Below are 14,492 nucleotides of genomic sequence, written 5' to 3' on the forward strand. Positions count from 1 at the left end.
GTCGGTACAATGCGCCACATTCGTCATCGACCGCACGCGGGAAGAGAACGGCACCCATCGGCGTTTTCTCGGCAACAGCGCCACCGTGTGGACTGCGCGCGTACAAATTACCGGTAAGGCTTAAATGGCAGACGCTGCAAGTAACGAGCAACTGAAGTTCATCCGCAACTTCTCGATCATCGCCCACATCGACCACGGCAAGTCCACTCTCGCCGACCGCATCATCCAGTTCTGCGGCGGGCTGACGGAGCGTGAGTTGAAGGAGCAGGTGCTCGACTCGATGGACCTCGAGCGCGAGCGCGGCATTACCATCAAGGCCCAGTCGGTCACGCTCGACTATCGGGCTCAGGACGGCAATACCTATCAGCTCAATTTCATCGACACGCCGGGCCACGTCGACTTCTCCTACGAAGTGTCGCGCTCGCTTTACGCCTGCGAGGGGGCGCTGCTGGTGGTCGATGCCGCCCAGGGGGTCGAGGCGCAGTCGGTTGCCAACTGCTACACCGCCATCGAGCAGAATCTCGAAGTGCTCCCGGTGCTCAACAAGATGGACCTGCCCCAGGCGGATCCGGACAAAGTCGCTCACGAGATCGAGGAGATCATCGGCCTCGAAGCGCAAGATGCCGTACGCGTCTCGGCCAAGAGCGGTCTCAACATCGACCTGCTGCTCGAGCGGCTGGTGCGGGACATCCCACCGCCCAAGGGAGACCGCGAGGGTCATCTGCAAGCGCTGATCATCGACTCATGGTTCGACAACTATCAGGGCGTCGTGTCGCTGGTGCGTCTGTTCGACGGCACGCTGAAGAAGGGCGACAAGATACAGATGAAGTCGACCGGTCGCGACTGGGAGGTGACCGATATCGGCTACTTCACGCCCAAGCAGAACTCCACCGGTATCCTGAGAGCGGGAGAGGTGGGTTTCGTCATTGCCGGGATCAAGGACATCCAAGGTGCACCCGTCGGGGATACCATCACCCATACCAAGACCAAGGACGTGCCACGCCTGCCAGGTTTCCAGAAAGTGAAGCCGCAGGTCTACGCGGGCATGTTCCCGGTCAGCTCCGACGATTACGAGGATTTCCGTGACGCACTCGAGAAGCTGGCGCTCAACGACGCCTCGCTCGACTACGTGCCGGAGAATTCCGATGCGCTCGGGTTCGGTTTCCGCGTCGGCTTCCTCGGTACGCTGCACATGGAGATCGTCCAGGAGCGCCTGGAGCGCGAATACGACATCGATCTGCTGACCACGGCGCCCACGGTCAATTACGAGATCCTGATGGACAACGGTGAGTTGGTCACCATCTCCAACCCGTCGAAACTGCCCGACATGGCCAACGTGTCGGAGATGCGCGAGCCAATCGTGCGCGCCACCATTCTGGTGCCGCAGGAGTACGTGGGCAACGTCATCTCGGAATGCGTCAACCGCCGTGGGGTCCAGCTCGACATGCAGGTGCTCGGCAGCCAGATGCAGCTCGTCTATGAACTGCCGATGGCCGAGGTCGTGATGGATTTCTTCGATCGGCTCAAGTCGATCTCCAAGGGTTACGCTTCCCTCGACTACAGCTTCGAGAGATTCGACGCGGCCAAGCTGGTGCGCCTGGACATCCTCATCAATGGCGATCGCGTCGACGCGCTGGCGCTGATCATCCATCGCGACCATGCCCACTCCCGTGGTCGCATCCTGGTCGACAAGATGAAGGAGCTGATACCACGTCAGATGTTCGACGTGGCGGTTCAGGCGACGATCGGTGGCCATGTCGTGGCTAGGTCCACGGTCAAGGCGCTGCGCAAGAACGTGACGGCCAAATGCTATGGCGGTGACACCACGCGCAAGAAGAAACTGCTGGAGAAGCAGAAAGCCGGCAAGAAACGCATGAAACAAGTGGGTCGCGTCGAAATACCCCAGGATGCGTTTCTCGCCGTTCTCAAAGTGAACGAGTAGGAAAACACTTCATGGATTTTTCGTTGTTACTGGTGTTGGCTGTCGCCATCACGGGGCTCGTCTGGCTGTTGGACAGCCTGTTTTGGCGTCGTCCCCGTCGCCAGCGTCAGCAGGCGGCCGCCGCAGCGCAGGGTAATGAAAAGTCGGTAGGCTACAAGGATCCCTGGCCGGTCGATTATGCCCGCTCTTTTTTTCCCGTGTTACTGATCGTCCTGGTACTGCGTAGTTTCGTCATCGAACCCTTCCAGATTCCTTCCGGTTCCATGCGTCCGACCCTGGAAGTCGGCGATTTCATCCTGGTCAACAAGTTCAGCTACGGGCTTCGCCTGCCGGTCATCAACACCGAAATCGCGGATGTCGGAGAACCTAAGCGCGGTGACGTCATGGTATTTCGGTTCCCCCAGGATCCCTCGGTCAACTTCATCAAGCGCGTCATTGGGCTGCCTGGTGATCGCATCCGTTACGAGAACAAGCAGCTCTACGTCAACGGCAAGCCGGTGCCTAAATCCATGACCGATCCCGATCCCGCCGAGGCGCCCGGAGAAGAACTGTTCGAAGAGCATCTCGGCGATGTCGATCACCGGATCTTCAACAATCCGCAGAGCCCGGGGCCGCAGATGCGGGAGATCGTCGTACCCGATCATGAATACTTCATGATGGGCGACAACCGTGATCACTCCAATGACAGTCGCTACTGGGGATTCGTGCCGGAGAAGAACATCGTCGGCAAGGCGTTCGCCGTGTGGATGCACTGGGATGGCGGATTGCCTAGCTTCAGTACGGTACGCCAGATAAACTGATTCTTATATAACCCGCCACCGATCCCGCGCCGGGCCTGACAGGCCCGGCGCGGGATCGGTGGCCAGCGGCAGGAATCGCATGGCGGGCGACGGGACTTCCCCGCGCCCGCTTTGCTTCGAATGCAACGACTCTTCGTTTCAAAGACAACGACTCAATGGGAATGACGTGAGTGATCCTCTGCAAGGCTTCAGCCGTCGTATTGGCCACGACTTCCGTGACCCGACGCTGTTGGAACTGGCGCTGACGCACCGGAGCGTGGGCGGCGCCAACAATGAGCGACTCGAGTTTCTGGGAGACTCGATCGTCAATTTCGTGATCGGCGAAGCGCTGTTCAAGCGATTTCCGGCCGCTCGGGAAGGGCAGTTGTCCCGCCTGCGTGCCGGATTGGTCAAGGGACAGACCCTTGCCGTGGTAGCGCGTGAGTTCGAGCTAGGAGAATGTCTGCGGTTGGGCTCGGGCGAGATGAAGAGCGGCGGCCATCGTCGCGACTCCATCCTTGCTGACGCGCTGGAAGGGGTGATTGGTGCGATCTATCTCGATGCCGGCATGGACGTGGCCCGCAGCCGGGTGCTGGCCTGGTTCGGGACACGGCTGGAGGCGATCGATCTGCACAACACGCAAAAAGATCCCAAGACGCGACTTCAGGAGTTCCTGCAGTCCCGCCAGCAGGCGCTGCCGCGATACGAGGTGATCTCGGTGGAGGGCGAAGCCCACGCCCAGACCTTCAGCGTCGAGTGCCACGTCTCCATGCTGGACGAGTCGCCGACGCTGGGCGAAGGCTCCAGCCGGCGGATCGCCGAACAGCAAGCCGCCGAGCTTGCGTTGTCCAAACTCGAACCATCAAAGGGCAAGCGCCAATGACACAGAGCTGTGGTTTCGTCGCTATCGTCGGGCGTCCCAACGTGGGTAAATCGACGCTGATGAACCGCATCCTGGGGCAGAAGATCTCCATCACCTCCCGGCGTCCGCAAACCACGCGCCATCAGGTCATGGGCATCAAGACGATCGATGAAGCGCAGTTCATCTACGTCGATACCCCGGGTATCCACCTGCAGACCCGGGACCGCAACAAGGCGATCAACCGCTTCATGAATCAGGCGGCCACCCAGGCGCTGCGCGACGTCGACTGTGTGGTGTTCCTGGTCGACCGCACACGCTGGACGGACGAGGACCAGGTCGTTCTCGACAAGCTCACCCACGTGCAGGCGCCGGTGATCCTGGCGGTCAACAAGGTCGATTGGCTGGAGGACAAGACGACGTTGCTGCCGTGGCTGGAATCGCTCTCCGCCAGGCGCGAGTTCGCCGCCATTCTGCCGATCTCGGCCAAACACGGTACCAACGTGCCGGAGCTCGAGGGCGAGGTCGCCAAGCGCTTGCCGGAAGGCGTGCACTATTTCCCGGACGACCAGATCACCGACAAGAGCCAGCGTTTTCTGGCCGCCGAGCTGGTGCGCGAGAAGGTCATGCGCCAGTTGGGTGACGAGTTGCCCTACCAGATGACCGTCGAGATCGAGGAGTTCCGCGACGAGGGCAAGGTCATCCACATCAGCGCGTTGATGTTGGTCGAGCGACAGGGCCAGAAGAAGATTCTGATCGGCGACAAGGGGGAGCGGATCAAGAAGATCGGCATCGAAGCGCGCCAGGAGATGGAGCGGGCTTTCGACAGCAAGGTCATGCTCAACCTGTGGGTCAAGGTCAAGCGCGGCTGGTCGGACGATGATCGGGCGCTGAAGAGCCTTGGCTACAATCTCGATTGACGAGCCGATCTCCCGATCGACGAAATGATTCGAGCAGGGAACTGCGAACTGCGCTTCCTCTCAAGAGGCATTGGCAATGACGCCCCAGCCGGCTTATCTGCTGCACAAGCGGCCCTATCGGGAAACCAGCGCCCTGGTGGACGTCATCACGCTGGAGCACGGCCATATCCGCGCCGTCGCCCAGGGCGTGCAGCGGGCGGGGAGCAAGTCTCGCGCCAAGCTGCAGCCTTTTGCGCCACTGCATCTGACCTGGATCGGCGACGGCGATCTCAAGCGCCTGCGGATGATGGAAACCACCCAGAGCGCCGTGTTACTGGCCGGTGAAGGCTTGCTTTGTGGGCTCTACGCCAATGAGCTGCTGACGCGAGCGCTGCCAGTCGGGCTGCCGACGGGCGATCTCTTCGCCATCTACGCCTGGACGATCGAGCGGCTGACCCGTCCGGCCGAACGTGCCACCAGCCTCAGGCGCCTCGAGATCACGCTGCTGGAGGCACTGGACGCCGAGCCGATCTTTCTCGAGACGGACGACAGTCCGCTCGATCCCTCCACTCGCTACACCTACGTTGCCGAGAGCCGCCGCTTCAGGCCCATTGGCGCGCAGCACCCCGGTTGGGATGGCCGCAGCCTCAAGCTGCTGGCGCGCGGCGACTGGGACGCGTCCGGGCTGGCTGGCCTGAGCAAGGCATTGACCCGAGCGGCACTGGCGCCGCTGATCGGCAACCAGCCGCTACGCTCCCGGGAACTGATGCAACGGCTCAGTCAGCGCCGTCGTCAGGGGCGTGCCTGACTCTCGCCATCGCCGGGGCGGGGAGAGCGTCCCCGGCCTGGGTCCTCTTATCTTTCACCGCTCCAAGGAGCCTGAGTTCATGATCGCTACTCGTATTCAGTTGGGTGTCAACATCGACCATGTCGCGACGCTACGCCAGGCCCGCGGTACCCGCTATCCCGATCCGGTTCAGGCCGCGCTGCTGGCCGAGGAAGCCGGCGCCGACGGCATTACCTTGCATCTGCGCGAGGACCGACGTCATATCCAGGAGCGGGACGTGGAACTGATCGCGGCCGTGCTCAATACGCGCATGAACCTGGAGATGGCGGTGACCGAGGAGATGGTCGCGCTCGCCGAGCGGTTGAAGCCGGCGGATGTCTGCCTGGTGCCGGAAAAGCGGGAAGAGTTGACGACCGAGGGCGGGCTGGACGTGATGGCCGGTCGTGAGGCGGTCGCCAGCGCCTGCGAGCGACTCGGGGCGGCGGGTTGCCAGGTATCGCTGTTCATCGATCCCGAGCCCGCGCAAATTCAGGCGGCATTCGAGTCGGGCGCGCCCGTGGTCGAGTTGCACACCGGCGCGTACGCGGAGGCGACCGGCGCATCACGGCGACTCGAGTATGAGCGATTGGCGGCGGCGGCGGAGTTCGCGAGTGAACTGGGTTTGGTGGTGAATGCCGGGCATGGGCTTCACTACCACAATGTCGAGGCTATCGCGGCGATTCCCGGCGTTCACGAGCTCAATATCGGCCACGCGATCATCGCTCGCGCGTTGTTTGTCGGCCTCAAGGAAGCCGTGGGGGAAATGAAGCGGCTGATGGTCGCGGGCCAGGAATCGGGGCTCATTGCCCAGATCGAATCTTTTGACCACGACCACGACCACGACCACGGATAGACCTGTCAGTGGATGTCGGTGAACGCTTGGTCGTCGGCCCACAGGATCAGGCGGTCGCAGGCGGCGATCAACTCGTGAAACGCTTCGTCGCACTCGTCGATGGCGGCGTGTCTACAGCGTCGCTCCAGTTCCTCGCAAGCCGCCGCGAGTTGCGGTACGCCGCAGTAGCGGCAGCCGCCCCCGAGCTGATGCACTCGCTCCCGAAGCAGGTTGACATCACGCTGTCGCCATACCGCATCCAGTTCCTGGCGGTGTCCCGGCAAATCCGCGATCAGCAATGTCCTCATTTCCGCGACGAGCGCTTCGCGGCCGCCGCTGCGTTCACGGGCCTGGGCCTTATCGACGACCGGTAGGTCACCGGCATGAGACAGGGCGCTCGGGGCTAAACTGGCCTCTTCCGCTGCGTTCTCCCGGTTGGTCATTCCGCGTACGACCCGCGCCGCTTCCGGTCGTCGGTCAGCGGTCGGCGATCTGGAGATGGGCAAATGCCTTGCCAGTACCTCTCTGAGCAGGTGCTCGTCCAACGGTTTGGTCATGACTTCATCGAGCCAGTTGCCTGCCACCACCCCATGGCCATGCGTGTCCGGCCCCGCTGTCATGGCGATGACGGGCTTGTGCGCCCAATCCACACTCAAGCACCGCAGTTGCTTCGTCGCCTCGAAGCCGCTGGCGTCCGGCAGATGCAGATCCATCAGAACCAGGTCGACCGATGTTTCCGAGGCGATGGCGATGGCCTCTGCCGCGGTGCCGGCCACCAGGGCCTTGGCGCCAATGATGGGCAGTACCGCGTCAAGGTAGTGCTGAGAAACCTCGTCGTCGTCGACGACCAGCACTCGGGGGCGGGGAGGCAGTGCTCGCTGACGACATTCCGCAAGCATCTTGGCCAGGGTGCGGCCCAGCATATAGCGGGACATCGGCAGCCTCAGCACGACGCTGCCCTGAGTTAGGCGCCAGGCCAGCGCCCGCGTCGGCGCCACGTTGGCGACCACCAGGCAAGGCTGGGAAATGGCGTCGAATCGGCGCTGCCAGAGGTCGTGGGTTTCGGGGCAGAGCGCCTCGTCGTCGATGCCGATGATGAGAAGCTGACTCGTGTCATCCGCCGACGTCAGCGAATCCGCCGTCGCCATGGAACTCGGCAGCGCGTGCCAGCGCTTGAGGGCGTAATCCAGCAGATGGGCGAGACGGGTGTGCGGTTGCCACACGCCGATCCTGGCGCCCCCGAGATCGAACTCCGCCGGACGAACGTAGGGTTCGCAGGCCTCGAACCCGAGGCGGGAAACGATCGTCTGGCTCCCGACCTGGCGCTCGCCCAGCGCGAGAGAGCCGTCCATCTCCGCCGCCAGACGATGGCAGATGGCGATACCCACGCCATCCTCGGCGTTGACGGAGCGAGTCGCACCTTGTGCAACCAGTCGACGTAGGCGTTCACGGTGGGCGGGAGTGGCGTTGCCTCCGTCACTCACGCTCAGTCGCAGCCTGACGTCGCTGCCTTCCCGGTTCTCGAGCACGATACGTGTGACGACATCGCCTTCGCCGCCGTACTTGATGGCGTTGTTGACCAGGTTGGTCAGCAGTTGGCGCACGGCGATGTCAGCGCCAATGAGGCGGGGCGGAACATCGTCGTAGACGATGGCCAGTAGAGTAATCCGCTTGGACTGCGCCAACGGTGCCTGGAGGCAGAGGACTTCCCACAGCACTTCGGCGATATCAAATACATTATTCTTCCGACAGCGACGGGGGTCTCCCAGTACCTGGTCGACGGTATCCAATAGCCCATTGGACGCCAGATGAATGTGACGCAGCCACTCGCGCTGCTGCGCATCGAGGGGGCTGTTTTCCAGCAAACGACAAAAGCCGAGCAGACCGGAAAGTGGCGCGCGCAGCTCATGGCTCATGTAGGTAAGGTCGCTGTCCGGACCGACTTTCGGGAGGTGTGCGGAATTTCCGGAGAGTGTCGCCTGTCCGGAATCCGGCTTGCTGTCGGAATTTCGTCCGGTGCGCCATGAATGCCGCCAGACAAGAGCTGCGGGGATCAGCAACAGCAGCGACAGTAGTGGCATCAGTAGGGGGAGAGCGCTTTGCGAATACGTGCTGATCCGTGAGGGGTCGAGGGTCAAATCCAGCCAGTAATGGCGGGATGGTTGCAGCGCCTGGAAGTCGCCCAGCGGCTGTATCCATCGCTGCATGTCATCCTGGCTCCAGGTAATCAAGGCGGCCGGAAGCGTTGTCAATGGTGCGGAAGGAGCGGTCCCGGTGAAGTCTCGTGTGGTGCCGCTGTCATCTCGCAAGGTGGCATTGACGATCGCCGGATCCTCGGTCAGGCGGACCAGCAGTCGATGGACACGCGACATGTCTTCGTCCTGCGCGGCTTCGGCCAGCGAAGGTGTGAAGACACGGTTGATGCTTTGCAGGCGCCGAGAGAGCATCTCATCGCTGGCTCGATGCCAATCCCACGCATGCCACCCGGTGATGCCGAGCAGTAGCGCCGATAACAGCAGCGAGAGAATGATCAGCCTGCGTGAAGCCATGCGTTACCCGAAACCTTTGCGTTTCCAATCGATTCTATCGGCGAATACGGTTAAAACCGTAGTGTTTGCCGTAACCTCAGTCGACCATGGAGTAAAAAATGTCTTCGGCATCGTGTCACAGCATCACCAAAGTCGCGAAGACCGGATCGGGTGGTGGCCGGGCGCTGTCATGTCCCCCGTCGGCTTCGATATACTGTGGTGGCTCTCTATCATCGGTTTTCGGCTGATCGTCTCGAGGCGGCAGGAGCCGAAAACGTTCAGGCTCTGGCTCTAGGACATTCACTATGGCATTCCCCACGCTTGCGCAGACCGTCGGCAACACGCCGCTGGTCAGACTCGCTCGCATTTCCGCCGGGCGCGACAACACGATCTTGGCCAAGCTGGAAGGCAATAACCCTGCGGGGTCGGTCAAGGATCGCCCGGCGCTGTCCATGCTTCGCGAAGCGGAGGCCCGCGGCGACATCTCTCCAGGCGATACGCTGATCGAGGCGACCTCCGGCAATACCGGCATCGCGCTGGCCATGGCGGCGGCGGTGATGGGTTACCAAATGGTCCTGATCATGCCCGACAACGCGTCGAGCGAGCGCAAGCAGGCCATGGCGGCCTACGGTGCCAGACTGATCGGCGTCAGCAAGGAGGCGGGAATGGAGGGTGCACGGGACCTGGCAGACGAGATGATCGCCCGGGGAGAAGGCAAGCCGCTCAACCAGTTCGCCAATCCCGACAACCCCCTGGCGCACTACCGCACCACAGGTCCCGAGTTGTGGGAGCAGACCGCAGGTCGTATCACGCACTTCGTCAGCGCCATGGGCACCACCGGCACCATCATGGGAACCTCGCGCTATCTGAAGGAGCGCAACCCCTCGATTCAGATCGTCGGCCTGCAGCCGGCCGATGGCGCTAGCATCGCCGGCATTCGGCGCTGGCCGGAAGCCTATCTCCCCGACATCTTCGAACCGCAGCGGGTGGACAGCGTGCTCGACATCGGCCAGCGGGAGGCCGAGGAACACATGCGTCGCCTGGCGCGGGAAGAGGGCATTCTCGCCGGCGTCTCCTCCGGTGGCGCGCTGGCGGGCGCATTGCGGGTCGCCGAGCGAGTCGACAATGCCGTCATCGTGTTCATCGTCTGCGATCGCGGCGACCGTTATCTTTCCACCGGCCTCTACGCTCCGGAATCCTGACCATGGCGATGCTGGGAAAAAGACGGACGCCGGCCGTGCGCCGGGAACGCCAGGTATCGCGACCCGCCTCCGCGGTGTCCGCGGAAGCGGGCACGCTGACGGTCGAGCGACTGGCCCATGATGGGCGCGGCGTCGCGCGCAACGGTGAAGGCAAGACGGTATTCGTCGATGCCGCACTGCCGGGAGAGCGCGTCGAGGTGGCGATACACCGCCAGCGCAAGCGCTACGACGAAGCGCATGTCCGCGAGCGACTCAGCGATGCCGCGAACCGGGTGGGACCGCCCTGTGTGTACGCGACTCGCTGCGGAGGATGCCATCTGCAGCATTTGAGTATTGCGGGGCAGCGCGAGCACAAGCGACAGGTGCTGGTCGACCTGCTCGGACGCCAAGGTATCGATGCCCCGGAAGACGTGGCGATATTGGCGGGTGACGATGCCGGTTACCGGCGTCGGGCCAGGCTCGGCGTCAAATGCGATGCCCAGGGCCGAGTCCATCTCGGCTTTCGTGCGCGGGGCAGCGAGCAGTTGGTCGATATCGACAGTTGTCATGTGCTGGCGCCCTCGCTGGCGGCCCTGTTGCCGCGACTGCGGGCCCAGCTCGAGTCGCTCGAGGCGCCGCGCCACGTCGGTCATCTCGAGCTGCTGCTGACCGATGCCGATGTCGTCACCTTGGTCGTCCGACAGCTGCGTCAGGTGCCGGAAGACGAACAGCGCTGGCGCGCGTTCGCGGCGCGCGAGGCGCTGGCCTGTGCGCTGCGACGCGGACGGGAGACGGCCGAGCTGGTCTGGCTGAGCGATCAGCCGCGACTGGTCACGACCGTGTCCGGCTGTCGGCGGCCGGTATCGCTGGCGCTGGCGCCGGGGGACTTCCTGCAGGTCAACGCCTACATCAACCAACGCCTGATCGACACCCTTCGGGATTGGCTCGCGCCAGGGCAAGACGACTCGCTGCTCGACCTGTTCGCCGGCATCGGCAATTTCTCGCTGGCCCTGGCCGAAGACGCTGCCAGGATCACCGCTGTCGAAGGTAGCAATGCGATGGTCGAGCGCCTGCGGGACAATGCCAGGCGGAACGGTCTCGATGTCGATGCGCTGCAGGCCGATCTCAGTGACCCCGGCAGGGCGATCGATTCCTTGATCGCCGAGCACGACACGGTGCTGCTCGATCCGCCACGGGAGGGCGCCAGCGCGATCTGCCGCCGACTGGCAGACAGTGGCGTGGCGCGGGTGGCATACGTCTCCTGCGATCCGGCGTCGCTGGCGCGAGACGCGGCTCACTTGCTGGCCGGCGGTTTCGTGCTGTCCCGCCTGGCGATGGCCGACATGTTTCCACACACGGCACATCTGGAATCACTCGCGTTGTTCGAACGGCCAGCCCGTTCCAGCCGACCAAGGCGTCGGAACGAAGGCCACGGAACCCCAGCTTCGGGAGGCAGGCACTAGCATGGTGAAGGTGCGAGAAAGCGAGCCGCTGGTCGATGATGGCAGCGTCGATCTGGATCTGTGGGTGACGCGGCTGCAGCAAGAGGTCGAACTGCGCGCCCCCGAGCGCATCCTTCAGGCCTGCCAACTGGCCCTGCAGGCAAGCGAGCGGGACACCCATGCTGGCGACGCCCTCGCCGACCAGACACTGCTGACCGGCCTGGAGATGGCCGACATCCTCAGTCAGCTCAAGCTGGACCAGCAGACGCTGGAGGCCGCGATTCTCTATCGTAGCGTCCGCCGTGGCCTGCTGAGCCTGGAGAGCGTCGCCAAGCAGATGGGAGGAGAGGTCGCCAGGCTGATCGAGGGGGTGCTCAGCATGGCCGCGATCAGCCAGCTGCAGGCGCCCAAGCAGGGGCTGTCCCAGCACAACCAGCAGGACAACCTGCGCAAGATGCTGGTGACCATGGTCGACGACGTCCGCGTCGCACTGATCAAGATCGCCGAGCGCACCTGCATGTTGCGTCAGGTCAAGGATGCCTCGCGGGAGAAGCGCCTGCGCGTTGCACGTGAGGTCTTCGATATCTATGCGCCGCTGGCGCATCGCCTCGGAATCGGCCAGGTCAAGTGGGAGCTCGAGGACCTGGCCTTTCGTTATCTGCATGATACTGAATACAAGTCGATCGCCAAACAGCTGGCGGAGAAGCGCCTCGATCGCGACCGTTACATTCACGAGGTCGTGGAGACTCTCGAAACGCTGCTCGAACGCCAGGGGATTTTGCGCTACCAGGTCGATGGCCGGGCAAAGCACATCTATTCGATCTGGCGCAAGATGCAGCGCAAGCGCATCGATTTTTCCCAGGTCTACGACGTCCGGGCGGTGCGTATCCTGGTGCCCGAGATCGCCGACTGCTACACCACGCTTGGCGTGGTGCATTCGCGGTGGCACCACGTCCCCAACGAATTTGACGATTACATCGCCAACCCCAAGAAGAACGGCTATCAGTCGCTGCACACCGCCGTCATCGGGCCCGAGAACAAGGTGCTCGAGATTCAGGTACGGACCTTCGGCATGCACGAGGAGGCGGAACTCGGCGTCTGCGCGCACTGGCGTTACAAGGGGATGGATACCGACGCCAAGAGCCGGGGCTACGAAGAGAAGATCGCCTGGCTTCGCCAGGTGCTCGAGTGGCAGGAAGAAGTGGGCGATGTCGGCGATTTCCGGGAGGGGCTGGCCAGCGACGTGGCGCCGGACCGGATCTACGTATTCACCCCGGATGGACACGTCATCGACATGCCGCAGATCGCGACGCCGATCGACTTCGCCTACCGCGTGCATACCGAGATCGGCCACCGTTGTCGTGGGGCCAAGGTCGACGGCCGCATCGTGCCGTTGACCTACCTGCTCAAGACCGGCCAGCAGGTCGAGATCCTGACCGCGACGAAGAGCGCGCCGAGCCGGGACTGGATCAATCCCAATCTCGGCTATGTTCGCACTTCGCGCGCGCGCTCCAAGATCCAGGCCTGGTTCAAGCTGCAGGCGCGGGAGCAGAATCTCGACGAGGGCAAGGCGATCTTCGACCGCGAGTTTCGTCGCCTCGACATTGATGGGGTCGATCTCGAGCGACTGGCGGGCGCGGTCAACTACACCTCTGTCGAGGACATGTATGCCGCCATCGGCGCCGGCGATCTGCGTATCGGCCAGGTACTGCATCAGGCCCAGCAGCTGTTCGGCGAGATCGACGACCAGGAGCAGCTCGACCGCTTGCTGACCAAGCCTCGTCGGCATCAGGGCAAGGAGCCGAGCGATGGCATTACCGTGCTGGGCGTCGGCAATCTCAAGACGGCAATGGCCAATTGTTGTCATCCGGTACCCGGCGACCAGATCATCGGCTACATCACCCAGGGTCGTGGCGTCACCGTCCATCGTCAGGACTGCCCCAACGTACTCCAGCTTCGCAGCGAGGAGCCCAGACGCATCGTCGATGTCGAGTGGGGGCAGAAAGAGCGCACCCAGTATCCGGTCGACATCGAAATCGAAGCGTGGGATCGCTCCGGATTGTTGCGCGACGTCACTCACGTGCTCTCCAGCGATCGTGTCAACGTGACCTCGGTCAACACCGTGACCGACAAGCTCGACAACATCGCGCGGATGCGAATCACGCTGGAGATCGAGGGGCTGGAAGCGCTCGAGCGCATCTTCTCGCGTATCCAGCAGCTCCCCAACGTGATCGACGTGAAACGGCTGCGGCAAGGCCATGGACAGGGATAGGAATCCATATGCAGGACAGCAACGCCCCGACAGCGCCGAACGATGGCCGCCATTCGCTGGATGACCTGCTGACGTTGATGGCGGTGTTGAGGGATCCGCTTTACGGCTGCCCCTGGGATATCAAGCAGGACTGGAACACCATCGTCCCCCATACGCTGGAGGAGGCCTATGAAGTGGCCGACGCCATCGAGCGCCGAGCCTTCGACGAACTGCCCGGCGAACTGGGCGACCTGCTTTTTCAGGTGGTCTATTACAGCCAGTTCGCGAAAGAAGAAGGGCGGTTCGATTTCGACGACATCGTGCACACCCTGACGGCGAAGATGCTGCGGCGGCATCCGCATGTGTTCCCCGACGGCACCCTGGACTCCCGGCGCGACGAGGGCGATGGCACCACCCAGCCGGTAGCCGAGAGCCGGGTCAAGGCCCGCTGGGAAGCGTTGAAGGCGGAGGAGCGCGAGGCGCGCGTCTCTTCCCCCTCGCAACCCCTCTCGGCGCTGGACGACATTCCCACGGCACTGCCCGCGCTGAGCCGTGCCGCCAAGCTGAGCAAGCGGGCCGCCGGCGAAGGCTTCGACTGGCCGGAGGAGCGTGGCGTCATCGACAAGATCCGGGAGGAGCTGGCGGAGGTCGAGTCGGCGCTGGCCGACGACGACCGGGCTCACGCACAAGAAGAGGTCGGCGATCTGCTGTTCGCCGTGGTCAATCTGGCCCGGCGGCTCCGGTGCGATCCGGAGCAGCAGCTGCGCCGCACCAACGCCAAGTTCGAGCGACGTTTCCGCCATGTCGAGCGTGCGCTGGCCCGCGACGGCGTCGCTCCCGGCGATGCCACGCTGGAGCAGATGGAGCGCCACTGGCAGGCGGCGAAACAGGAAGAGAGCGCCAGCGGCAGATCGTCAATGTCGTAAACTTACGACCAATGTCGCTTCTGTTCC

General features: G+C 63.2%; 11 protein-coding genes. 10 read left to right on the forward strand and 1 reads right to left on the reverse strand.

What is annotated here, in order from left to right; genetic code table 11:
* Window positions 1-124: 124 nt before the first annotated feature.
* From lepA to pdxJ, 6 genes are all read left to right on the forward strand, one after another.
* Entirely contained in the window at window positions 125-1,942 is a 1,818-nt protein-coding gene (gene lepA, locus F0A16_RS07345; RefSeq protein WP_149434739.1) for a translation elongation factor 4, read from the forward strand.
* Between the two features lie 11 nt (window positions 1,943-1,953).
* Window positions 1,954-2,742, forward strand: coding sequence for a signal peptidase I (gene lepB / locus F0A16_RS07350; protein ID WP_149434740.1), 789 nt, complete (start codon window positions 1,954-1,956; stop codon window positions 2,740-2,742).
* 178 nt (window positions 2,743-2,920) lie between these two features.
* Window positions 2,921-3,604 (forward strand): ribonuclease III, encoded by a 684-nt coding sequence (gene rnc / locus F0A16_RS07355; protein ID WP_420853074.1) that lies wholly within the window; start codon window positions 2,921-2,923, stop codon window positions 3,602-3,604.
* Window positions 3,601-4,500, forward strand: a complete 900-nt coding sequence (gene era, locus F0A16_RS07360) for a GTPase Era (RefSeq protein WP_149434742.1) — start codon at window positions 3,601-3,603, stop codon at window positions 4,498-4,500. The genes rnc and era overlap by 4 nt, the downstream gene beginning before the upstream one ends.
* A gap of 76 nt (window positions 4,501-4,576) precedes the next feature.
* On the forward strand, window positions 4,577-5,287 hold the full coding sequence (gene recO / locus F0A16_RS07365) for a DNA repair protein RecO (RefSeq protein WP_149434743.1): 711 nt from the start codon (window positions 4,577-4,579) through the stop codon (window positions 5,285-5,287).
* Between the two features lie 79 nt (window positions 5,288-5,366).
* The gene (pdxJ, locus tag F0A16_RS07370) at window positions 5,367-6,158 is read left to right on the forward strand and encodes a pyridoxine 5'-phosphate synthase (RefSeq protein WP_149434744.1); all 792 of its coding nucleotides are present in this window, start codon (window positions 5,367-5,369) and stop codon (window positions 6,156-6,158) included.
* 5 nt (window positions 6,159-6,163) lie between these two features.
* Here the strand turns inward: pdxJ and F0A16_RS07375 are convergent, their stop codons facing one another.
* Window positions 6,164-8,686 (reverse strand): Hpt domain-containing protein, encoded by a 2,523-nt coding sequence (locus F0A16_RS07375; protein ID WP_149434745.1) that lies wholly within the window; start codon window positions 8,684-8,686, stop codon window positions 6,164-6,166.
* A 284-nt stretch (window positions 8,687-8,970) separates the two neighbouring features.
* On the opposite strand from F0A16_RS07375, the gene cysM reads away from it, so the two are divergent.
* The 4 genes from cysM to mazG are packed head-to-tail and all read left to right on the forward strand — an operon-like array spanning window position 8,971 to window position 14,465.
* On the forward strand, window positions 8,971-9,867 hold the full coding sequence (gene cysM, locus F0A16_RS07380) for a cysteine synthase CysM (RefSeq protein ID WP_149434746.1): 897 nt from the start codon (window positions 8,971-8,973) through the stop codon (window positions 9,865-9,867).
* Between the two features lie 2 nt (window positions 9,868-9,869).
* Window positions 9,870-11,309: a 23S rRNA (uracil(1939)-C(5))-methyltransferase RlmD gene (gene rlmD, locus F0A16_RS07385; protein ID WP_149434747.1), complete on the forward strand. Its 1,440-nt coding sequence runs from the start codon at window positions 9,870-9,872 to the stop codon at window positions 11,307-11,309.
* Window position 11,310: 1 nt separating this feature from the next.
* Window positions 11,311-13,560 carry a GTP diphosphokinase gene (gene relA / locus F0A16_RS07390; protein WP_149434748.1) on the forward strand — a complete coding sequence of 750 codons (2,250 nt, stop codon included), beginning with the start codon at window positions 11,311-11,313 and terminating at the stop codon, window positions 13,558-13,560.
* A gap of 8 nt (window positions 13,561-13,568) precedes the next feature.
* Window positions 13,569-14,465 carry a nucleoside triphosphate pyrophosphohydrolase gene (mazG, locus tag F0A16_RS07395; protein ID WP_149434749.1) on the forward strand — a complete coding sequence of 299 codons (897 nt, stop codon included), beginning with the start codon at window positions 13,569-13,571 and terminating at the stop codon, window positions 14,463-14,465.
* Window positions 14,466-14,492 lie beyond the last annotated feature (27 nt).

The organism is Salinicola corii, from assembly GCF_008298015.1.
Classification (GTDB): Bacteria; Pseudomonadota; Gammaproteobacteria; order Pseudomonadales; family Halomonadaceae; genus Salinicola; species Salinicola corii.

What these genes read in the sequence shown, in the direction of transcription:
- lepA (WP_149434739.1), top strand. Translation starts at nt 125, where the DNA reads ATGGCAGACGCTGCAAGTAACGAGCAACTGAAGTTCATCCGCAACTTC.
- lepB (WP_149434740.1), top strand. Translation starts at nt 1,954, where the DNA reads ATGGATTTTTCGTTGTTACTGGTGTTGGCTGTCGCCATCACGGGGCTC.
- era (WP_149434742.1), top strand. Translation starts at nt 3,601, where the DNA reads ATGACACAGAGCTGTGGTTTCGTCGCTATCGTCGGGCGTCCCAACGTG.
- recO (WP_149434743.1), top strand. Translation starts at nt 4,577, where the DNA reads ATGACGCCCCAGCCGGCTTATCTGCTGCACAAGCGGCCCTATCGGGAA.
- pdxJ (WP_149434744.1), top strand. Translation starts at nt 5,367, where the DNA reads ATGATCGCTACTCGTATTCAGTTGGGTGTCAACATCGACCATGTCGCG.
- F0A16_RS07375 (WP_149434745.1), bottom strand. Translation starts at nt 8,686, where the DNA reads ATGGCTTCACGCAGGCTGATCATTCTCTCGCTGCTGTTATCGGCGCTA.
- cysM (WP_149434746.1), top strand. Translation starts at nt 8,971, where the DNA reads ATGGCATTCCCCACGCTTGCGCAGACCGTCGGCAACACGCCGCTGGTC.
- rlmD (WP_149434747.1), top strand. Translation starts at nt 9,870, where the DNA reads ATGGCGATGCTGGGAAAAAGACGGACGCCGGCCGTGCGCCGGGAACGC.
- relA (WP_149434748.1), top strand. Translation starts at nt 11,311, where the DNA reads ATGGTGAAGGTGCGAGAAAGCGAGCCGCTGGTCGATGATGGCAGCGTC.
- mazG (WP_149434749.1), top strand. Translation starts at nt 13,569, where the DNA reads ATGCAGGACAGCAACGCCCCGACAGCGCCGAACGATGGCCGCCATTCG.